Annotated in this window: 16 protein-coding genes; 10 read left to right on the top strand and 6 right to left on the bottom strand. The window is 70.4% G+C overall.

The window, feature by feature from the left end; all coding sequences use genetic code 11:
• The first annotated feature begins 30 nt into the window (after positions 1 to 30).
• Together GVV77_RS01850 and GVV77_RS01845 are read left to right on the top strand one after the other, a co-directional pair.
• On the top strand, positions 31 to 663 hold the full coding sequence (locus tag GVV77_RS01850) for a Maf family protein (protein WP_159615817.1): 633 nt from the start codon (positions 31 to 33) through the stop codon (positions 661 to 663).
• Positions 664 to 782: 119 nt separating this feature from the next.
• Complete coding sequence (locus GVV77_RS01845) at positions 783 to 2,612, top strand: acetyl/propionyl/methylcrotonyl-CoA carboxylase subunit alpha (protein WP_159615815.1); 1,830 nt, start codon at positions 783 to 785, stop codon at positions 2,610 to 2,612.
• A gap of 9 nt (positions 2,613 to 2,621) precedes the next feature.
• Here the strand turns inward: GVV77_RS01845 and GVV77_RS01840 are convergent, their stop codons facing one another.
• The 4 genes from GVV77_RS01840 to GVV77_RS01825 all read right to left on the bottom strand — a co-directional run bounded on the left by GVV77_RS01840 (position 2,622) and on the right by GVV77_RS01825 (position 7,893).
• Positions 2,622 to 3,290 carry a hypothetical protein gene (locus tag GVV77_RS01840; RefSeq protein ID WP_159615813.1) on the bottom strand — a complete coding sequence of 223 codons (669 nt, stop codon included), beginning with the start codon at positions 3,288 to 3,290 and terminating at the stop codon, positions 2,622 to 2,624.
• Positions 3,287 to 4,711 carry a serine/threonine-protein kinase gene (locus tag GVV77_RS01835; protein ID WP_159615811.1) on the bottom strand — a complete coding sequence of 475 codons (1,425 nt, stop codon included), beginning with the start codon at positions 4,709 to 4,711 and terminating at the stop codon, positions 3,287 to 3,289. Before GVV77_RS01835 ends, GVV77_RS01840 begins: the two co-directional genes overlap by 4 nt.
• A gap of 177 nt (positions 4,712 to 4,888) precedes the next feature.
• Positions 4,889 to 6,292: an MFS transporter gene (locus GVV77_RS01830; protein ID WP_159615809.1), complete on the bottom strand. Its 1,404-nt coding sequence runs from the start codon at positions 6,290 to 6,292 to the stop codon at positions 4,889 to 4,891.
• Positions 6,293 to 6,495: 203 nt separating this feature from the next.
• On the bottom strand, positions 6,496 to 7,893 hold the full coding sequence (locus GVV77_RS01825) for an NAD(P)H-quinone dehydrogenase (RefSeq protein WP_159615807.1): 1,398 nt from the start codon (positions 7,891 to 7,893) through the stop codon (positions 6,496 to 6,498).
• 496 nt (positions 7,894 to 8,389) lie between these two features.
• Here GVV77_RS01825 and GVV77_RS01820 point away from each other — a divergent pair, with 496 nt between their 5' ends.
• From GVV77_RS01820 to GVV77_RS01805, 4 genes are read left to right on the top strand one after another with little or no spacing between them, the layout of a single operon-like run.
• The gene (locus tag GVV77_RS01820; RefSeq protein WP_159615805.1) at positions 8,390 to 9,190 is read left to right on the top strand and encodes a purine-nucleoside phosphorylase; all 801 of its coding nucleotides are present in this window, start codon (positions 8,390 to 8,392) and stop codon (positions 9,188 to 9,190) included.
• A gap of 37 nt (positions 9,191 to 9,227) precedes the next feature.
• The gene (locus GVV77_RS01815) at positions 9,228 to 10,961 is read left to right on the top strand and encodes a phospho-sugar mutase (RefSeq protein ID WP_159615803.1); all 1,734 of its coding nucleotides are present in this window, start codon (positions 9,228 to 9,230) and stop codon (positions 10,959 to 10,961) included.
• A 59-nt stretch (positions 10,962 to 11,020) separates the two neighbouring features.
• Positions 11,021 to 11,701 carry a deoxyribose-phosphate aldolase gene (gene deoC / locus GVV77_RS01810; RefSeq protein WP_159615801.1) on the top strand — a complete coding sequence of 227 codons (681 nt, stop codon included), beginning with the start codon at positions 11,021 to 11,023 and terminating at the stop codon, positions 11,699 to 11,701.
• Positions 11,702 to 11,744: 43 nt separating this feature from the next.
• On the top strand, positions 11,745 to 12,104 hold the full coding sequence (locus GVV77_RS01805) for a hypothetical protein (protein WP_159615799.1): 360 nt from the start codon (positions 11,745 to 11,747) through the stop codon (positions 12,102 to 12,104).
• 293 nt (positions 12,105 to 12,397) lie between these two features.
• On the opposite strand, the gene mfd is transcribed toward GVV77_RS01805, so the two are convergent.
• Positions 12,398 to 15,997, bottom strand: a complete 3,600-nt coding sequence (gene mfd / locus GVV77_RS01800; RefSeq protein ID WP_159615797.1) for a transcription-repair coupling factor — start codon at positions 15,995 to 15,997, stop codon at positions 12,398 to 12,400.
• A 299-nt stretch (positions 15,998 to 16,296) separates the two neighbouring features.
• On the opposite strand from mfd, the gene GVV77_RS01795 reads away from it, so the two are divergent.
• The 4 genes from GVV77_RS01795 to GVV77_RS01780 all read left to right on the top strand — a co-directional run bounded on the left by GVV77_RS01795 (position 16,297) and on the right by GVV77_RS01780 (position 20,286).
• The gene (locus tag GVV77_RS01795) at positions 16,297 to 16,794 is read left to right on the top strand and encodes a DUF2505 domain-containing protein (protein WP_159615795.1); all 498 of its coding nucleotides are present in this window, start codon (positions 16,297 to 16,299) and stop codon (positions 16,792 to 16,794) included.
• Between the two features lie 32 nt (positions 16,795 to 16,826).
• Complete coding sequence (locus tag GVV77_RS01790) at positions 16,827 to 17,048, top strand: SCO4848 family membrane protein (protein ID WP_120166842.1); 222 nt, start codon at positions 16,827 to 16,829, stop codon at positions 17,046 to 17,048.
• 122 nt (positions 17,049 to 17,170) lie between these two features.
• On the top strand, positions 17,171 to 18,526 hold the full coding sequence (gene nhaA, locus GVV77_RS01785; RefSeq protein WP_159615793.1) for a Na+/H+ antiporter NhaA: 1,356 nt from the start codon (positions 17,171 to 17,173) through the stop codon (positions 18,524 to 18,526).
• Positions 18,527 to 18,552: 26 nt separating this feature from the next.
• On the top strand, positions 18,553 to 20,286 hold the full coding sequence (locus GVV77_RS01780; RefSeq protein ID WP_159615791.1) for a sensor histidine kinase: 1,734 nt from the start codon (positions 18,553 to 18,555) through the stop codon (positions 20,284 to 20,286).
• A 35-nt stretch (positions 20,287 to 20,321) separates the two neighbouring features.
• Here the strand turns inward: GVV77_RS01780 and sufU are convergent, their stop codons facing one another.
• Entirely contained in the window at positions 20,322 to 20,774 is a 453-nt protein-coding gene (gene sufU / locus GVV77_RS01775; protein WP_133403191.1) for a Fe-S cluster assembly sulfur transfer protein SufU, read from the bottom strand.

The raw sequence follows: 20,774 nt of genomic DNA, 5'->3' as shown, positions 1-20,774 counted from the left end.
GCCGGCCCGCCGCCTGCATAGGGTAGGGAGATGACTCCGCACCTCATCCTCGCCTCGGCCTCCCCCGCCCGCACCAAGCTCCTTCGGGAGGCCGGCATCCGGCACACCACCCTCGTCTCGGACGTCGACGAGGCCGCCGTCGCGGCCGGGTACGGTGAGCTCGACGCCTACGACACCTCCCTGCTGCTCGCGCGGGCCAAGGCCGAAGCGGTCGCCTCCCTGCCCGAGGCCGAGGACGCCCTCGTGGTGGGGTGCGACTCCATCTTCGAATTCGACGGTGAGGCGCACGGAAAGCCGTACGAGCCCGACGTCGCCCGCGCCCGGATCCGGCGCATGAGCGGGTCCTCCGGGGTGCTTCACACCGGGCACTGGCTGGTCGACAACCGGGAGGACGGTTCCGGTGCGACCATCGGCGGAGTCAACTCCGCCACCGTCCACTTCGGGGTGATGTCCGAGCAGGAGGTGGACGCCTACGTCGCCAGCGGAGAGCCCCTTCACTGCGCCGGGTCCTTCACCATCGACGGGCTGGGCGGGGCCTTCATCGAACGGATCGAGGGCGATCCGCACACCGTGGTCGGGCTGAGCATCTCCACGCTCCGCGCCCTGCTGGCCTCGGCGGGCGTCCCGGTGACCGACCTGTGGGAATCTTCGGACCCCGCCTGAGCGATTTGTAGGACCCCTACAAAGGAAGGGCCAGCAACACGCAACGACGGCACCGTTTATGGGCGGAATCAACAATTAGACGCTAGGCTCCGATCAGACCCGAAGGAGCATTCCACCCCATGAGCACACCACCGCCAGGCGCTGTCCCCGCGCCCCTGCCGCCCGCCGCCACCCCCGACGCCGTGTCCACCTCGGTGACGAAGGTGCTCGTCGCGAACCGCGGCGAAATCGCCGTCCGCGTCATCCGGGCCGCACGCGATGAGGGCATCGCCTCGGTCGCTGTGTACGCGGATTCGGACCGGGAAGCCCTCCACGTGCGCCTCGCCGATGAGGCCTTCGCCCTGGGCGGCACCACCGCCGCCGAGTCCTACCTGGTGATGGACCGCATCCTCGATGCCGCCCGGCGCAGCGGCGCCGACGCCATCCACCCCGGCTACGGTTTCCTCTCCGAGAACGCCGACTTCGCCCGGCGCGTGCAGGAGGCCGGACTGACCTGGATCGGCCCGTCCCCGGACGCCATCTCCAAGCTCGGCGACAAGGTGCAGGCCCGCCACATCGCGGACAGGGTCGGCGCCCCGCTGGTCCCCGGCACGAAGGACCCCGTCGCCTCCGTCCAGGAGGTACTCGACTTCGCCGACGAGTTCGGCCTGCCCATCGCCATCAAGGCCGCCTTCGGCGGCGGTGGCCGCGGCATTAAGGTGGTGCGCGAACGGGAGGAGATCCCCGAGCTGTACGATTCGGCGGTCCGCGAGGCGACGGCCGCCTTCGGGCGCGGCGAGTGCTTCGTCGAGCGCTTCCTCGACGCCCCGCGCCACGTCGAGACCCAGTGCCTGGCCGATGCGCACGGCAACGTCGTCGTCGTGTCCACCCGCGACTGCTCGCTGCAGCGCCGCAACCAGAAGCTGGTCGAGGAGGCGCCGGCGCCGTTCCTGACGCCGGACCAGAACGAGCGCCTCTACGAGGCCTCCAAGGCGATCCTGCGCGAGGCAAGCTACCAGGGCGCCGGCACCTGCGAGTTCCTCGTCGGCAAGGACGGCACCATCTCCTTCCTCGAGGTCAACACCCGGCTCCAGGTTGAGCACCCGGTCTCCGAGGAGGTCACCGGCATCGACCTGGTGCGCGAACAGTTCCGCATCGCCCGCGGTGAAGCCCTCGGCTACGGCGACCCCGAGGTGCGCGGCCACTCGTTCGAGTTCCGCATCAACGGCGAGGACGCCGGCCGGGGCTTCCTTCCCTCCCCCGGCACGGTCGAGACGCTGAAGCTGCCCACCGGCCCCGGCGTCCGCGTCGACTCCGGCGTGGAGCAGGGCGAGGTGATCGGAGGAAACTTCGACTCGATGCTGGCCAAGCTCATCGTCACCGGCGCAACCCGGGAACAGGCCCTGCAGCGGGCACGGCGCGCCATTGCCGAAATGGAGGTCGGCGGGATGCCCACCGTGCTTCCCTTCCACGCCGCGGTGGTCGCCGACCCGGCCTTCGCCCCGGCGGAGGGGACCTTCGCGATCCATACCCGGTGGATCGAGACTGAGTTCGACAACCGGATCGAGCCGTGGGTGCCCACCGGCGCCGACCCGGCTCCCGAGGAATCCCGGCAGCGGGTCACCGTCGAGGTGGGCGGACGCCGCCTCGAGGTCGTGTTCCCGGCCGGGCTCGGCGCGGGCAACGGCCGGCCGCCCGCAGCAGGCAAGCCCAAGAAGTCCCAGCGCCCCCGGGCGGGTACGGCCGTTGCCAACGGTGACGACCTGACCTCGCCCATGCAGGGCACCATCGTGAAGGTCGCCGTCTCCGACGGGGACAAGGTGGCCGAGGGCGACCTCATCGTGGTCCTCGAGGCGATGAAGATGGAACAGCCGCTCACCGCCCACAAGTCGGGCACCCTGTCTGGCCTCTCCGCCGCTCCGGGGGACACCGTGTCGGCCGGATCGGTCATCGCAGCCATCCGCTCCTGAGCGGCGGGGTCAGCCGTCCTTCTGTGACCCCTCCGACTTCCCCTTACCGGGGTCGTCGTTGCCCTTGCCGGGGTCGTCGTCCTTGTCGTCCTTGTCGTCGTCTTCCTTGTCATTGCCCTTGCCCGGATCCTCGGGGTCCTTCGGCGCCTCGGACGCTGGTTCCTCCGGCTTCGGCTCCTCGGGGGCGGGCTCCGCGGGTGCCTCCGTCTCCGGTTCCGGCGCGGCCGGTGCGGGTTCAACCGGTGCGGGCTCGACCGGTGCGGGCTCGACCGGAGCCGGAACCACCGGCGCGGGCGGAGCGGCGGAGGTCGCCGGCGCGGGGGCCGTTCCGGCCGGGGGCGTCGTCGACGCCGAAGGGGTCGGCTCCTCCCCGGCCTCCTGGAGGGAGTCAACGACGGCGTCGATCCTCGCCGAGATCAGCGCCGCGCGGTCCTCGGACATCGCGCCGTCGGCGGCCGCCGCCTCAACCTCCTGCCGCAGGGCCTCGGCGCGATCCAGGGCCGCCTGTGTGTTCCCCGCGGCGGTGAGACTTGCGATTTCGCGCACCGAGGCCGAAAGCTCCCGGGCGGCCTCCGCGTCCAGCGCGCCGGGCGCTCCGCAGCCGGCCAGGGCCAGCGACCCGACGACGGCGGCCACCAGGACCGGGCGGGATACGGCCCGCCGCAGACTCAGCATCATGGGTTCACGCTTTCGTAGAGTTCCTCAAGCCGTTCGCCGGTGGTTCCCCCCACCGACGGGAGGGGTTCAGGGTCGACACCCGATCCTGCGGGCCGGTTCAGCAGCACCGCGGCCAGCACCGCCAGCGCCGCCAGGACCACCGCTCCAACGATCAGCCAGCCCGGAACGCGCCTGCGCCGCGTTCCGCGGTTGCCGCCGGGCAGAGGAGGCCGGTCCGGATCGACGACCGGGGAGGCGCCCACCGGTCCGGGAACCTCTGCGGGCTCCGGGTCCCGGCCGGGACCCCCGGTGGTGGGCGGGGCCGCCGGGGCGGCACCGGCGGGGATGGCCCTCGTCGGGGCAGCTGCCGCGGTCGATACCGCCGCAGGTGTCGCCGTCGTGGAGGCTGTCGCCGCCGTGGCTGCTGCCGCAGGCAGGGCCACCGTGTGTGCCGCCGCTACCGGCACGGCAGCCGTGGGCGCATCCACCCGCGGCACCGGCGCCGTCGGGCTCTCCGCCGCAGCATCGGGCGCCGCGCCCGGGCCCGAAACCGGGCCTTCTGCCGTGGGCACTGCCTGCGTGGGTTCGAGGGGCGCCGGGGCGGCGTTCACAGCGGCACCCGGCGCGCCGCCGTCGAGCTCGGCCAGCGCCGTCGCGACGGCACGGGCGTCGGGGCGGGCACCGGGATCGTCGAGGGTCATGGCGGCCAGGAGTTCGCCCATTCGGGCGCCGGCGCGTGCCGGGATGGAGGGGCTGCGGTGCAGCCGGGCCAGGGCGCTTTCGACCCCGGTCCCGGGGAAGGCCCGTTCACCGGTCAGGCACTCGATCAGGACCAGGCCCAGGGAGTAAATGTCGGTGGGCGTTCCCACCATTTCGCCGCGGGCCTGCTCGGGGCTGAAGTAGGCGGCGCTGCCGATGACCTGCCCGGTGGCCGTCATGCCGCCGCCGTCGAAGAACCGGGCAATGCCGAAGTCGGTCAGCAGGTAGGTGAACACACCGCTTCCGGGCTCGGCGTCGCGGGTGAGGATGTTCGAGGGTTTGATGTCGCGGTGGATGACGCCGCGGTGGTGGATATGGTGGAGCGCACGCGAGAGGTCGAGGCCCGCGTGGCGGGCACCGGCGGGAGTGAGCGGGCCGGTGCGGAGCACAGCTCCCAGGTCGGGCCCCGGGATGTACTCCATCACGAGGTAGGCGCCGTCGCCGGAGGCGTGTTCGGTGTCCATGTCGAGCACCCGGACCAGCCCGGGGTGGTCGAGCCCTGCGAGGAGCCGCGCCTCGACGGATCCGCGTTCGATGCCGTCGGCGGTGCCCGGCCGGAATACCTTAATGGCGACGTCGCGCTCGAGCCGGGTATCCCGGCTCAGATACACCTCGGCCATGCCGCCGGCGCCCACGCGCCGGCCCAGCGCGTAGCGCCCGCCCGCAAGTGTAGAAACCGCCATCGCTCCGCATCCAGTAATCGTAAGTACGCTTCGTTTAGTCGATTGTACGGGCAACCCGGCGCCGGCGCGGCACCTGCGGGAACGCTGATACCACCCGGAGAACGGCCCGCCGGGGATTAAACGACGCCGGCGCGGCCCCCGAGGGGAACCGCGCCGGCGTCGTTGGTTGGGCAGGAATCAGGCGGTGTGGTTTTCGTAGTCCCGGTCGCGGGTCTCGCGGGAGATCCACAGTGCGATGAAGGTCAGGACCGCCGCAATGCTGAGGTAGAGCCCCACCAGGAAGGTGCTTCCGTCGGCGACCTTCCACAGCGCAATGGCCACGAAGGACGCCGGCGCCGCACCGATCACGCTTGAAAGGTTGTAGGCCACGGCGGACCCGGTGTACCGGACGTTTGCCGGAAAGAGTTCAGGCAGGACGGCGGCCATCGGCCCGAAGGTCAGGCCCATGAGGATGAACCCTATGATCAGCAGCGCCATGGCACCGGTGCCGCCGGCACCGAACAGCGGAACCCAGGTGAAGCCGAAGACGGCGATACCCGCCGTCACTGCCAGGAGCATCTTGCGGCGGCCGAACCGTTCGGCCAGCGGACCCGAAACCAGGGTGAAGATCCCGAAGAACACGACGCCCAGGATGAGCATCCAGAGGAAGTCGCCGCGGGCAATGCCGAGTCCCGGCACGAATCCTTCCGCGCTGAACGGCTTGCCCGCCGTCTCGGCGGCGGCCTGGGCCTGCTCAACCGTCGCAGGGCTGGTCCCGAACGTGAGGGTGAAGGAGGTCATCAGGTAGAACAGCACGTAGGTGGCGAACATGATGAAGGTGCCCAGCAACAGCGGGCGCCAGTGCCGGCGGACGACCTCGCCGAGGGGAAGCTTGACGACCTTGCCCTCCTCCTGGACCTTCTGGAAGGACGAGCTCTCGATGAGCTTCAGGCGCACGTACAGCCCGACGATCACCAGGACGGCGCTGAGCAGGAACGGCACGCGCCAGCCCCAGCTCAGGAACTGCTCATCGGTCAGCGTGGTGTTGAGGACGACGAACAGGAGGTTGGCGAGGATGAAACCGATGGGTGCGCCAAGCTGCGGGAAGGTCCCGAAGACGGCACGCTTGCCCTCGGGGGCGTTCTCGGTGGCCAGCAGGGCAGCACCGCTCCACTCGCCGCCAAGTGCGAGGCCCTGGAAGAAGCGCAGCACGACGAGGAGCAGCGGGGCGAGGATGATCCAGCCGGCGTTTTCCGCCGTCGGGAGCAGCCCGATCAGGAAGGTGGCGATGCCCATGGTGAGCAGGGAGGCCACCAGGGTGGCCTTGCGGCCGATCTTGTCGCCGTAGTGGCCGAAGATGATCGAGCCGAGCGGGCGGGCGACGAAGGCGACGCCGAAGACGGCGAAGGAGCTCAGGAGCTGGTTCGCCGGGGTGGCGTTGGGGAAGAACAGGGCCGGGAACACCAGCACCGACGCCGTGGCGTAGATATAGAAGTCGTAGAACTCGATGGTGGTGCCGATGAGGCTTGCGAAGATGACGCGGCCGCGCGGATTCAGCGGCTTGGTGGCCCCGCCCAGTGCTGCGGGTGACGAAGAGGACATGAGATCGGCTTTCTCTTGCGGGGCTTCAGGACCGGCCGGGGCTCCTAAACGATCCCGGCGGCCGATCCGTTCGGTGAATCCACATATTGGACCACTTGCGTCCACCCCGTGGAGAGCCGTGTCCAATCCGTGGACACGGTATCCGGTGTCGATCTCCCGCCAACCCGCTGCTGTGTCCTCCTCCGCGGCCCCGACCGCCGCCGTTACAGCCGCACGTGGAGCCGGCGGGCCGCCTCGGAGATCGATCCGGTCAGCGAGGGGTACACGGTGAAAGTGTTGGCGACGTCGTCGACGTGGAGCTTCTTGGTCACCGCGATCGCCAGCGGGAAGATCAGCTCGGAGGCGCGTGGACCGACGACCACCCCGCCGATCACCGTGCCCGAGCCGGCGCGGGAGATGACCTTCACGAAGCCGTCCTTGACGTTCATCATCTTCGCCCGCGCGTTGGTGTGGAGGGAAAGTTTGATGACGTCGCCCTGGTACTTGCCCGAGGCGATGTCGGCCTCGGTGACACCGACCGTGGCGATCTCCGGCGTAGTGAAGATGTTCGAGGCGACCTGCTTGAGCTTGAGCGGGGTGACGGTGTCCCCCAGCAGGTGCGCGATGGCGATCCGGCCCTGCATGGCGGCGACCGAGGCGAGGGCGAACACCCCGGTGCAGTCGCCGGCCGCGTAAACGTTCGGTGCCGTCGTGCGGGAGACCCCGTCCACGACGATGTGGCCCGACTCGGTGACGGCCACCCCGGCCTCTTCAAGTCCGATGTCGGCGGTGTTCGGCACCGCGCCGACGGCCATGAGGCAGTGGCTGCCCTCGATGACCTTACCGTCGGAGAGGTGGACCTCGACGCCGGTCGAGGTGCGCTTGACCTTGTCGGCGCGGGTCTTCGAGAGGACCGTCATGCCCCGGTTGAGGAAGACGTCCTCAAGGACGGCGGCGGCGTCGGCGTCCTCACCGGGAAGCACCTGGTCGCGGCTGGAGACGAGCGTGACCTTGGCACCCAGGCCGTTGTAGGCGGAGGCGAACTCGGCGCCGGTGACGCCGGAGCCCACGACGATCAGGTGCTCGGGGACCTCCGTGAGGTTGTAGACCTGGGTCCAGTTGAAGATCCGCTCCCCGTCCGGCACTGCGGTGGAGAGCTCGCGGGGGTGGGATCCGACGGCGATCAGCAGGGCGTCGGCCTCGATCACTGAGGTTTCCCCCTCGGACACGACCTCGATGCGGCGGTTGTCCAGAAGCTTGCCGGTGCCGATGATGATCTGCACGCCGTTGCGCTCAAGGGTGGCGCGGATGTCGGCCGACTGCTCGACCGCGAGGTTCAGGAGCCGCTGGTTGACCTTGTGCAGGTCGGCCGCGACGGAGGTGTCCGTGAAGTTGACGCCGAGGCTGTGGGCGTCGGTGAAGCGGGTCATGGTGTCCGCGGTGGCGATGAGGGTCTTTGATGGCACCACATCTGTCAGCACCGCCGAGCCGCCCAGCCCCTGCCGTTCGACGATCGTGACGTTGGCGCCGAGGGAGGAAGCGACCATCGCCGCCTCGTATCCGCCCGGGCCGCCGCCGAGGATGGCAATACGCAGGGAGCTGAAATCAAGTTGATTGGTCACAGCACCTTATTGTCCCCCATCCCGGGCGGCGGCCCAAACGATTTGGCGGGCTTCAGCCGGCGCGCGTCGGACGGCAGGATCTCCACCCAACACCGCGGTGCAGCCCGCCGACGGCGGCACCACAACACGACGAGCGGGCCACAAAACGACGTGCGGACCGGATAAAGCGGGCACATCCGTCGCTTTCGGGTCCACAGGACGCCTTCGGGTCCGGCGCAGCCATCCCCGCACGCCGGGACGGCCGCACACCACAAGCGGCACGGACGCCCGCGACCAGCACACCAGACGCCGACGGCGGCACCACAACACGACGAGCGGGCCACAAAACGACGGGCGGACCGGATAAAGCGGGCAAACCAGTCGCTTTCGGTTCCACAGGACGCCTTCGGGCCCGGCGCCGCCCTTCACCGCCCCGCACACTGGGACTCCCCGCGGTGCTCGGCCCGCAGAGGGCTGCCCGCTGGAACGGCCCCAATCCACGCGGTAGGTTTGTGCGGTGACGAATGATCCTTTTGACCTTGCCCGCAGTGCCGCCGACTACATCGCCGAAAAGACCGGGGTGGAGCGGCATGACACCGCCCTCGTCCTGGGCTCCGGGTGGGGCGGCGCCGCCGGCCTGATCGGGGAAACGACAGCCTCCGTCGACGCCTCCGACATCCCCGGCTTCTCGGCACCCGCCGTCGTCGGACACGTGGGCACAATCACTTCGGTGCTGACCCCGGCGGGGAAGCGTGCCCTGGTCCTTGGCGCGCGCACCCACTTCTACGAGGGCAAGGGCGTCCGCGCCGTCGTCCACGGGGTCCGCACCGCGGCGGCCACCGGCGCGAAGACCCTGGTGCTGACCAACGGCTGCGGCGGGCTGCAGGAGCGGTGGACTCCGGGCACCCCGGTGCTCATCAGCGACCACATCAACCTCACCGCCACCTCCCCCCTCGAGGGGGCGACCTTCGTCGACCTCACCGACCTGTACTCGGCCCGGATCCGCAAGATCGCCCTTGAGGTCGACCCGACCCTGGATGAGGGCGTCTACGCCCAGTTCACCGGCCCGCACTACGAGACCCCCGCCGAGGTGCAGTACGCCAAGCGGATCGGCGCCGACCTCGTGGGCATGTCCACCGCACTTGAGGCGATCGCCGCCCGCCACGCCGGCATGGAGGTCTTCGGGCTGTCCCTGGTGACCAACCTCGCCGCCGGCATCAGCCCGGTCCCGCTGAGCCACACCGAAGTCCTTGAGGCCGGACAGGCGGCCGGACCGCGCATCTCCCGCCTGCTTGCCGACATCGTCGCGAAGCTCTAAACACCCCCCTCCCGACTCACCCAGGCAGGTTCTCCCCATGACTTCCCCCGAACAGCAGCTCCTTCTGTCCTCGGCCGCGGCCTGGGCGCAGGCCGACCCGGATCCTCAGACCGCCGCCGAACTTGAGGCCCTTCTCGACGCCGTGCGGCAGGGCGATGCCGCGGCCGAAGCGGAGCTGCGCGACCGGTTCTCCGGGCCGCTGCTGTTCGGCACCGCCGGGCTGCGGGCCGCACTCGGCGCCGGGCCGAACCGCATGAACCGGGTCGTGGTCCGGCGCGCCGCCGCCGGCGTCGCGGCGCACGCCCTCGACCTGGCCGCGGCAGGGGCCGGCGGCGCCTATGTGCCGCGCGCCGTCATCGGCTACGACGCACGCCACAACTCGCGGGTCTTCGCCGAGGAAACCGCCGCCATCTTCACCGCGGCGGGCCTTCAAACCTTCCTGATGCCCTCGGAGCTTCCCACCCCGGTCCTCGCCTACGCCGTGCGCGCCCTCGAGTGTGAGGTGGGCATCATGGTGACCGCCAGCCACAATCCGCCGCAGGACAACGGGTACAAGGTCTACCTCGGCGGCCGCGCGGTCGCCCCGGAGGCCCGCGGGGTGCAGATCGTCGCACCCCACGACGCCGGGATCGCCGCGCACATCGCGGCGGTGGGCAGCGTCGATTCAATCCCGCTGGCCGCGGAGGGATGGACTGTCCTGCCCGAAAGCATCGAAAAGGACTACGTCACCGCCGTGGCGGCCCTCGCCGACCCCGCGTTCACGGACCGGGACCTAAACATCGTCCTCACCCCGATGCACGGGGTGGGCGGGCGCACCGCGCGGGCGGTGCTGGAGGCGGCCGGTTTCGGCAGCGTGACGATGGTGGAGCGCCAGGCCGAACCGGACCCCGACTTTCCAACCGTCGCCTTCCCCAACCCGGAGGAGCCGGGAGCCCTTGACCTCGCCCTGGAAACGGCGCAGGAGACCGACGCGGACCTGGTGATCGCCAACGACCCCGACGCCGACCGCGTCGCGCTGGCTGCCAAGGACCCCGCCACCGGCGCCTGGCGGATGCTGCGCGGCGACGAGGTGGGAACCCTCCTCGGAGCCCACCTTGCCGCCCGTGCCACGGCCGGAGGGTCGACGGGCGGCGCGGTATTCGCCAACTCGATCGTCTCCTCCCGCCTGCTGGGCCGGGTGGCGGCCGCGGCGGGCATTGCCCACGTGCAGACCCTCACCGGGTTCAAGTGGATCGCCCGGGTGCCCGGCCTCAGCTACGGTTACGAGGAAGCCCTCGGCTACTGCGTCGCACCCGCGGCGGTCCGCGACAAGGACGGCATCTCCGCCGGGCTCCTGCTCGCCGAGCTCGCCGCGGCTACCAAAGCCGCGGGCCGCACGCTGTTCGACCTGCTCGATGACGCCTTCCTCGCCCACGGGCTGCACGCCGCGGACCAGCTTTCCGTCCGGGTCGCCAGCCTCCCGCTGCTGGGCGAGATGATGGCCCGGCTGCGCTCGAACCCGCCGCAGGCGTTCGCCGGGTCGCCGGTGGCCACCGCCGTCGACCTCTCCCAGGGCTTCGAGAACCTGCCGCCGACCGACGGCCTGCTCTACCTCACCGCGGACTCGACCCGGGTGATCATCCGTCCGAGCGGCACCGAGCCCAAGCTCAAGTGCTACCTCGAGGTGATCGAGCCGGTCGCCTCCGCCGAGGGACTCCCCGACGCGAAGGCCACGGCCCGTGTCCGCCTCCAGGCGGTCCGGGCCGACGTCGGCGCCGCCCTCGGGCTCTGAAAGCCCCTCCCCGGCCCCGGCCGCGCCGCCCGTTCCCCATCTCGTGAAAAGATAGCCCTATGCCTAGCGACGTCTCCCTTGCCTCCTATATCGACCACACCCTCCTGAAGCCCGAAGCCAGCCGCGTGCAGATCCTCGCGGTCTGCGCCGAGGCCGTCGAACACTCCTTCAAGTCGGTCTGCGTGAACCCGATCTGGGTCAGCACCGTCCACACCGCCGTCAAGGACAGCGGCGTGCTGACCTGCTCCGTCGTCGGCTTCCCCTTCGGCGCCACCCCCACCGAGGTGAAGGTCTTCGAGGCCCGGGGCGCCGTGGCCGACGGCGCCGACGAGGTCGACATGGTCATCGACCTCGCCGCGGCCCGTGCCGGGAACTACGAGGCGCTGGTGCTCGATATCCGTGCGGTGGCCGAGGCCGTCCACGAGGGCGGGGCGATCCTGAAGGTCATCCTTGAGACCTCGCAGCTGAACGACGACCAGAAGGTCCTCGCCTGCAGGGCCTCGGTCGAGGCCGGCGCCGACTTCGTGAAGACCTCGACCGGGTTCAACGGAGGCGGCGCCACCGTCGAGGACATCGCCCTGATGCGCCGCACCGTCGGCCCGGACATCGGCGTGAAGGCCTCCGGCGGGGTGCGCACCCTGGCCGACGCCCGCGCCATGATCGACGCCGGAGCAACCCGGATCGGTGCCAGCTCCGGAGTCGCTATCCTTAAGGGTGAACAGGGCGCCTCAGGGTACTGACGGACAGCGCGACACCCACGATTTCCCTCTCGAAGGAGTACTAATGTCACATCCGGTAGATCCGGGCAGCCTCCCGTCCGACCGTGAGCAGGCGCAGCACGAGCAGGCGGACAGCGACCGCGCGCACCGCCCCGCCGGCAAGCAGCCGGCCCACGCCGGCGTCGGCCACCTCGGCGAGAACATCCTGGTCTTCACGATCATGTTCGTGCTGTTCCTCCTCGGCCTGTGGGCCATCAGCTTCTCCAATGGAGACAACGTCTGGCCCTTCGCCGTGTGCATCGGCCTGGCCTTCATTGCGTTCTTCATCCCGCAGGGAGTGATCGGCCGTTCGGATACCGGCGCCGACCTCGCCGCCGGCAACCGCACCAAGGCGAAGAAGCGCTCGGCGGCCGTCGACTCCTAAGGTCCGCCCGTGACCGGGCCTCCGGTCACCCGCAGTATCCTCAGAGGCCGCCCCCGGATCGGGGCGGCCTCTGCTGCGTCCGGGGTGCGCTCGACGCTACCTACCGCCCCAGCGCAGTCCGCCGAGCTTCCCCGCGCCACTTCACGACCGACGCACCCGGAAACGACAAACGCGCAGCATTTCCGGGGTCCATTCGTCGTTTTGTGGCCGGCTGGTCGCTGTGAGGCGCGCTGGTCGCTGTGAGGCGCGCTGGTCGCTGTGAGGCGCGCTGGCCGCCCCGGAGCGCGCTCCCCCTAGGCCGCGAACACCGCGTCGACGACGTTCTGGGCCCACTCGAGAATCTCGGCGTCGACGAGGTCCCGTCCGCCGATCCGGGCGGTCTTCGGCTTCGGCACGAGCACCGCGTTCAGCGCCGGCTTGACCGAGGCCCCCGGGTACATGCGGTTCAGGCGCATCTGCTTCGACTCCGGCAGCTCGGCCGGCGCGAACTTGATGAAGTTGCCCTGCAGCGCGACGTCGGTCAGTCCGGCCGCCCGGGCCGAGACGCGGAAGCGGGCGACGGCGATGAGGTTCGCCACCGGCGGCGGCAGCTCCCCGTAGCGGTCGGTGAGCTCCTCGACGACGCCGTCGATGGCCTCGGTCGTCGCCGCTCCGGCGAGCTTGCGGTACGCCTCGAGGCGCAGCCGCTCCCCCGGCACGTAGTCGTGCGGCAGGTGCGCATTGACCGGCAGCTCGATCTTCATTTCGGCGGCCTTCTCCTCGGCCTCGCCCCTGAAGCTGGCCACCGCCTCGCCGACCAGCCGGATGTACAGGTCGAAGCCGACGCCCTGGATGTGGCCCGACTGCTCCCCGCCGAGCATGTTGCCCGCCCCGCGGATCTCGAGGTCCTTCAGGGCCAGCTGCATGCCCGCGCCGAGCTCGTTGTGTGAGGCCACGGCCTTGAGGCGTTCCAGGGCCACCTCGCCCAGCGGCTTCTCCGTGGGGTAGAGGAAGTAGGCGTAGGCCCGTTCCCGGCCGCGGCCGACCCGCCCGCGCAGCTGGTGCAGCTGCGAGAGCCCGTAGTTGTCGGCGCGGTCCACGATGAGGGTGTTGGCGTTGGAGATGTCCAGGCCGGTCTCGATGATCGTGGTGCACACCAGCACGTCGAAGCGCTTCTCCCAGAAGTCAACGATGATCTGCTCCAGGCGGGACTCGCTCATCTGCCCGTGCGCGACGGCGACCCGCGCCTCCGGCACCAGTTCGCGCAGCTGCGCGGCGGTGCGGTCGATGGAGGAGACCCGGTTGTGCACGAAGAACACCTGGCCCTCGCGCATGAGCTCCCGCCGGATCGCCGCGGAGGCCTGCTTGTCCGTGTACGGGCCGACGTAGGTGAGCACCGGGTGGCGCTCCTCCGGCGGGGTCGCCAGCGTGGAGGTTTCCCGGATGCCCGTCAGTGACATCTCGAGGGTCCGCGGGATCGGGGTGGCGCTCATGGCGAGCACGTCGACATTGGTGCGCATCTTCTTGAGCGCCTCCTTGTGCTCGACGCCGAAGCGCTGCTCCTCGTCGACGATCACCAGCCCGAGGTCCCGGAACGCGATCTCCTTGGAGAGCAGCCGGTGCGTGCCGATGACGACGTCGACGGCGCCGGAGGCAAGCCCCTCCGCCGTCTCCCGGGTCTCCTTGGCGGTCTGGAACCGGGACATCGGCCGGACCGTGACCGGGAAGCCGGAGAAGCGCTCGGAGAAGGTCTCGAAGTGCTGCTGCACCAGCAGCGTCGTCGGCACCAGCACGGCGACCTGTTTGCCGTCCTGGACCGCCTTGAAGGCGGCGCGGACGGCGATCTCGGTCTTGCCGTAGCCGACGTCGCCGGAGACGAGGCGGTCCATCGGGACCTCGCGCTCCATATCGGCCTTGACCTCGTTGATCGTGGTGAGCTGGTCGGGGGTCTCCACGTAAGGGAAGGCCTCCTCGAGCTCGCGCTGCCAGGGCGTATCCGGGGCGAAGGAGTGCCCGCGCGATGCCATCCGCGCCGAGTACAGCCGGATCAGTTCCCCGGCGATCTCCTTGACGGCCTTCCGGGCGGAGTTCTTGGTCTTGGCCCAGTCCGAGCCGCCCATCTTGCTCAGCGCCGGGGTGTCCCCGCCGACATAGCGCGTCACCTGGTCGAGCTGGTCGGTGGGCACGAAGAGCCGGTCCCCGGGGGCGCCGCGCTTGGAGGGGGCGTACTCGAGGACAAGGTATTCCCGGGTGGTCCGGGTGGGCCCGGCACCGGTGGAGCGCTGCATCAGTTCGACGAAGCGGGCCACGCCGTGCTGCTCGTGCACCACGAAGTCGCCCTCTTTGAGCTGCAGGGGGTCCACGGCGTTGCGCCGGCGGGAGGGCATCTTGCGCATGTCCCGGGTGCCCTGGGCGCTGGTGCGCCCCAGCAGGTCCGCCTCGGTGAGCAGCCCCAGCTTCAGGCCGTCGAGGACGAACCCGCGCCCGGCCCGGGCCGTGGTGATCTCGATGATGCCCGGCTGCGGCTCGGAGTCCAGGGAGTCGACCCGCCGGGCCGGGATGTTCGAGTCGGAGAACAGTTCTGCCAGGCGCTTGGCCGGGCCGGGGCCCTCGGTGGCGACGACGACGCGCCAGGAGTCGCGCACCCGCCCGCCGATGAAGTCCATCATCTCCGCGACGTCGCCCTGGTAGCCGCGCGGTTCGCGGGCGTGCAGGGAGAAGCTGTCGACGTCGGCGAGGAGGTCCTCCCCGGCGCCGAGGGAGGTGATGCCCCACCAGGCGACGTCGTGCCCCAGGGCCGTGGCACGGGTGTCGGTGAGGGAGCGGAAGCTCGCGGCCTGCAGGTCCGTGCCGAGGCCACCGCTGAGGTCAAGGGGCGCGGCTCCGCCGTCAGAGGCCGTGGACCAGGCCGCGGCAAGGAACTCCTCGTTGGTGGCGGCCAGGTCGTGGGCGCGGGTGCGAACCTTCTCGGGTTCGATCACGACGGCGATCGAACCGGCCGGAAGCTCACCGGCGAAGGGCACCATGGCGTCAACGAGCACCGGAGCCAGCGACTCCATTCCCTCGACGGCGATCCCGCCGGCGATCTTCTCGAGCATCCCGGCCGCGGCTGGCAGCTCGGGCAGCAGCTCCGCCGCACGGGACATCACCGAGGGGGTGATGAGGATCTCCCGGCACGGCGGCGCGTACAGCACCGTGGGGTGCTCATCGGCGTTCAGGGAGCGCTGGTCGGCCACGGCGAACCAGCGCATCGAGTCGATCTCGTCGCCGAAGAACTCGACGCGCACCGGGTGGTCCTCCGTGGGCGGGAACACGTCGATGATGCCGCCGCGCACCGCGAACTCCCCGCGGTGGGTGACCATGTCCACCCGGGCGTAGGCGGCGTCGGCCAGGGACTTCACCACCTCGGTGAAGGCCACCTCGTCGCCGACCTTGACCGAGACCGGCTGCAGCTCCCCCAGGCCCGCCACGAGCGGCTGCACGACGGCGCGGATCGGCGCCGCGATGACGCGCACCGGGGAGCCTTCGGGGTGGGCGAGGCGGCGCAGGACGGAGAGCCGGCGCCCCACGGTGTCGGAGCGCGGGGAGAGGCGTTCGTGCGGGAGGGTCTCCCAACTGGGGAATTCCTCGACCTCGGCCGCCGGAAGGTAGCTGCGCAGCGCGGCCGCAAGATCCTCGGTTTCCCTGCCGGTGGCGGTGACCGCGAGGACCACCGGCACGGCCGAAACGGATCCGGCGTCGCCGTCCCGGCGCAGGCCGTCGACCATTTCGGCAAGCAGCGCCGCCCGCATTCCGGCCGGGGCGCCGATCTGCAGGTCGGTGCTGCGCTGGCCCACCGGGCGCGCGGCGTTTGCCCGCACCCGCGCGTAGGACGGGTCCTCGGCCAGTGCGGCCCGCAGTCCATTGAGGCTCATGGGTATCTGGTTCCTCACATCGGTGACGCGTTGGATGATGACCGTCCGGCGCTGGACGTCCTCTGGTGCCGCGGCCGCCGCTGGGGATCCGGCGTCGGCTGCGGCCGGTTGGAGCCGCAGGACAGCACAAAAGGCCGGAATCCGCTGCGGATCCCGGTGACAGTTCCCCAGTTTACCGGCTTCCCCGGCCGGGCCCGGCGCTTCCCGGGACGGGTTGGACCGGCCGCGGGCACGTAGGATGGCACAAGCGACCCACGACCCCCGATCTGCAACCCCGACCTACAACACCCGGAGGAACTATGGCACTGAACGCCTCGACCACTCTGCCCTACGACGCCGCGGCGGTGACCCGCGTGTTCACCGACGAAGGCTTCCTTCAGCACATGAGCCGCCACGTCGGGGGAGCGCTCGAATCGCTCACCGTCGACGGCGAGATCACCGGGCCCTTCACCCTCACCGCTGTGCGGACAATGCCCACGACGCGGCTGCCGGAGATGGCCCGCAAGTTCGTTGGGGAGACGCTGACGGTCACCCAGACCGAGCGCTGGGCCGCTCCGGCGGCCGACGGTTCGCGTGAGGCGCGGGTCGAGATGGCCGTGGCAGGAGTTCCGCTGAGCGTCACCGCCATCCAGCGCCTGGTCGTTGACGGCGAGAAGACCCGGGTCGACCTCCAGGGGTCCGTCAGTTCATCGATTCCCTTCCTCGGCGGAAAGATCGCCGGCGCAGCCGAACCCATGATCGGCAAGGCGCTGAACATCCAGGCCGCCGAAGCCCAGCGCTGGCTGGAAACCCACTAAGCCCCCGCACCCCCACCCCGAAAGACTTCTCCGTGTCACTGCCTGCACCACTTGCCCTCGTCCTGATCCTCGCCGGCGTCTGGACCCTCATCGTCTGGCCGCCGTTCCTGCGCCGCATCCTCAAGGATCCGCGCGCCCGGGATGAGAAGGGAGCGCCGACCCGCTTCCTGACGGTTCACTTCATGCTCATTTCCACCTCGATGATCCTCGGCCTGGCCACCGCGATCATCGGGGTCCGGGCGCTGGCCGGCTAAGCCCGCCGGTCCCGTTGCGCCGGCCCGGTCCGGGCCGGCGCCCAACCTTTCAGCCTTCGACTCCGATTGTCCGGACAGCGGAGAACCGCATCCCGGCAGCGTCAACGCCAGAGGAGCAGCACATGAGCAGCGAACGCAGCGGAAGCACTGCGGCGAACCGGGTGCTGCAGCGCTCAAGCTATCCCGAGTGGCTGCGCATCCACGAAATCCTGCGCAAAGAGACTGTCGGCGGAATCATCCTCCTCGTCGTCACCGTCGCCGCCCTCATCTGGGCCAACTCACCCTTCGCCGACAGCTACTTCGCGCTGCGCGACTTCGAGTTCGGCTATGAACCCTGGCACCTGAAGCTGACCGTCGGTGAGTGGGCCGCCGACGGGCTCCTCGCCATCTTCTTCTTCCTCACCGGCCTCGAACTCAAACGGGAGTTTGTCGCCGGCGACCTGCGCCGGCCCAGCAGGGCCATCGTCCCGGTCGCCGCAGCCGCCGGCGGCGTCGTCGTTCCGGCCCTGGTCTACACGGCGATCAACCTCTCCTCGCCCGAGACCCTGCGCGGCTGGGCCATCCCGACGGCGACAGACATCGCGTTCGCCCTTGCCGTGCTCGCGGTGATCAGTTCCCATCTTCCCGGCGCCCTGCGGATCTTCCTGCTCACCCTCGCCGTGGTGGACGACCTCATCGCGATCGCCATCATCGCCTTCTTCTACTCCACCGACGTGCACGTTGAGTACCTGCTGTGGATGCTGCTGCCGCTTGGCCTCTTCGGCTTCCTCGCCCAGCGCAACCCGAAATTCTTCGGCCGGCGCGTTACAGCGGCCTGGCTGATCCTGCTGCCCCTGGGCATCGCCGCCTGGGCCCTGATGCACGCCTCCGGCGTCCATGCCACGGTGGCCGGCGTCCTGCTGGGCTTCCTCGTTCCGGTCCTGCGACGCCGCAGGGATGGCTCCGTGAAGCCTCCCCGGCCGGGGAAGCCGGGCCTTGCCGAGATCTTCGAGCACCGGTTCCGGCCGCTGTCCACCGGGGTGGCGATCCCCCTGTTCGCCTTCTTCTCGGCAGGCGTTGCGGTCGGCGGCGCCGAGGGGTTCGTCTCGGCGCTGGGCGACCCGGTGACTCTCGGCATCCTCGCAGCCCTCGTGCTGGGAAAGCCTGCGGGGATCCTGCTCACCACCTGGGCGGTCACGAAAACCACGAAGGCGAGCCTCGATCCCGGGCTCAGCTGGTGGGACGTCCTGGGGGTCGGAATCCTCGCCGGGGTGGGCTTCACTGTCTCCCTGCTGGTGAACGACCTCAGCTTCGACGCCGGCAGCCCGTCCAATGACCATGCCAAGGTGGCGATCCTTACGGCGTCCCTCACCTCGGCGCTGCTGGCCACGGTGGTGCTGCGGCTGCGCAATCGACGCTACCGGGCCATCGAGGCGGAGGAGAAGCTCGATCGGGACCGGGACGGAATTCCCGACGTGTTCGAGGACCGGAACCACTAGCGTCAATGACAGACATGGGGGCAGGCATGGCAACGGGCACAGCTGCCGAAACGGCAGGGACAGCGGCGGGTGCGGCGGCAGGCACAGGCACGGCGGGCAGGACGGCGGGCACCGGACCGCGCGGACCCGAGGTCCCGCTGCTGCGCCGCGGTGACCGGCGGCGGAAGGTCATACTCAGCCAGGGCGCCCTGTCGATCGTCGTCGTGCTTGTCGTGGCGGTCCTGTGGCTGCTCGACCCGAATTCCCTCTTCGCCAATCCCCTCTTCCCGGCGGGCATCCTCCTTGAGGCGGGCCTGCTCCTGCTGTGCTTTGTCGTGCCGTGGCAGCGCCTGCCAGCCTCGGCGGCGCTCGCGGTTCCGCTGCTGAATTTCGCCGCACTGGGGCTACTGCGGGCCGGGGCCGGTGACTACCTCTCCGGGGTAGGGTTGCTCGCCGCCTTTCCGGCCGCCTGGATTGCCGCCTCCCGCATCCCGACGGCCGCGGCGGCGGCCCTGACCGCCGGCGGATCCCTGTGCATCGTCTGGGGGCCCCTGCTGTTCGCCGAGGGCAGGCCCGGCCCGGCCGAATTCCTCGGGCCGTTCCTGCTGCCGGTGGTGCTGACGGGACTTGCGGCATTCATTTCGATCCTCACCACGGAGCGCCGCGCCCAGCAGGAGGCGGTCAGCCGGTCCCAGGCCGCCCTGCGCAGGGCGGCGGCAGAGGGGGTCGAACGCGAACGGCTCCTGGCCACCGTCCTCGACACGGCGGGGGTCGGCCTGGTGGTGGTGGACCGGGACGGGCACGACGTGCTGATGAACGCCCGCCAGCGGATCTCCCACGGGTTGGCCGCCCCGCCCGGCAATGACGACCCCAACGAAGGGCAGCTGCTGATTTTCGGCCCCGACCGGGAAACCCCGATCCCGGCCGAGGATCGCCCGGTGCGGCGTGCGGTGCAGGGCGAGAGCTTTGACGATGTCCAGATCTGGCTGGGCAGCGGCCGTGCGCAGCAGGCGGTGTCGGTGTCGGCGCGCGCCATGACCGACGACGACGGCGCGTTCGCCGGAACGGTCGTGTCCTTCACGGACATCACCTCGCTGCTGAGGGCGCTGCATGCGAAGGATGACTTCCTTTCGAACGTCTCCCATGAATTCCGCACACCGCTGACCTCGGTCCTGGGATTCCTCGACCTGATCCTTGACCGCAGGGACTCCCTTGAGCCCGATGTGGTGCGCTACCTCTCGGTGGCGCGGCGCAACGCGCTGCAGCTCGAGGCCCTGGTGGACGACCTCCTCGCCATCAACGCGGGCACCTTCCGGGTGAGGCCGGTGCCGTGCGATGTCGGCGAGCTGATCGGTGCGTGCATCGCCTCGGCGCAGCCGGCGGCCAACGCCGCGGGGGTCCGGCTGATCAACACCGCCCCTGCCGCCCTGCCCGCCGTCGCCGACCCCGTCCGGCTGGGTCAGGCGCTCGACAACCTTGTGTCGAACGCCGTGAAGTACAACCGCCGGGGCGGCACGATCACCGTGGGCGCCGAACTTACCGATGGGCTGCTCCGGCTGGGGGTCGAGGACACCGGCATCGGCATCGAGGCCGAAGAGCTCAGCCAGGTGTTCGACCGGTTCTTCCGGTCCCCCGCAGTGCGCGTCTCGACCGTGCAGGGCGTAGGCCTCGGCCTGCTGATCACCAAGAGCATCGTCACCGAACACGGCGGCACGATCAGCGCGGTCAGCGAGCCCGGCCAGGGCAGCACCTTCACCATGGCCCTGCCGCAGCCCAGCTGAGCGGCCGACCCGGGCTCCGCAGGGGCGTCGGGCCGCTAGCTGTTGGCCGCCAGGAGCGATTCCTCGAGTGCGACCCAGGCGAGCATCGCGCACTTCACCCGGGCCGGATAGCGGGAGACGCCCGAGAAGGCCGCGGCATCGCCGAGTACCTCCTCGTCGGCCGGGATGGTCCCGCGCGAGCGCATCACCTCCCGGAAGGCGTCGATGAGCCGGACCGCTTCATCCCGCTCGAGCCCCTCCATCAGGTCGGTCAGCACCGAGGCGGAGGCCATGGAGATGGCGCAGCCGGCGCCGTCCCAGCTGAGGGAGGCCACCGTGCCGCCGTCGACGACGGTGCGCAGGGTGATCTCGTCCCCGCACACGGGGTTGAGCTGGTGCGACTCCCCGACCGACCCGGGGCCGGTCTTCTCGAGCAGCCCCGAACCGTGACGCTCGCGGGCGTGGTCGAGGATGATCTGCTGGTAAAGCTGTTCGAGGTTGGTTGCCAT

The sequence above is a fragment of the Arthrobacter zhaoguopingii genome (assembly GCF_009828605.1).
GTDB lineage: Bacteria > Actinomycetota > Actinomycetes > Actinomycetales > Micrococcaceae > Arthrobacter_D > Arthrobacter_D zhaoguopingii.
This window is presented reverse-complemented; position numbering and strand designations above follow the sequence as displayed.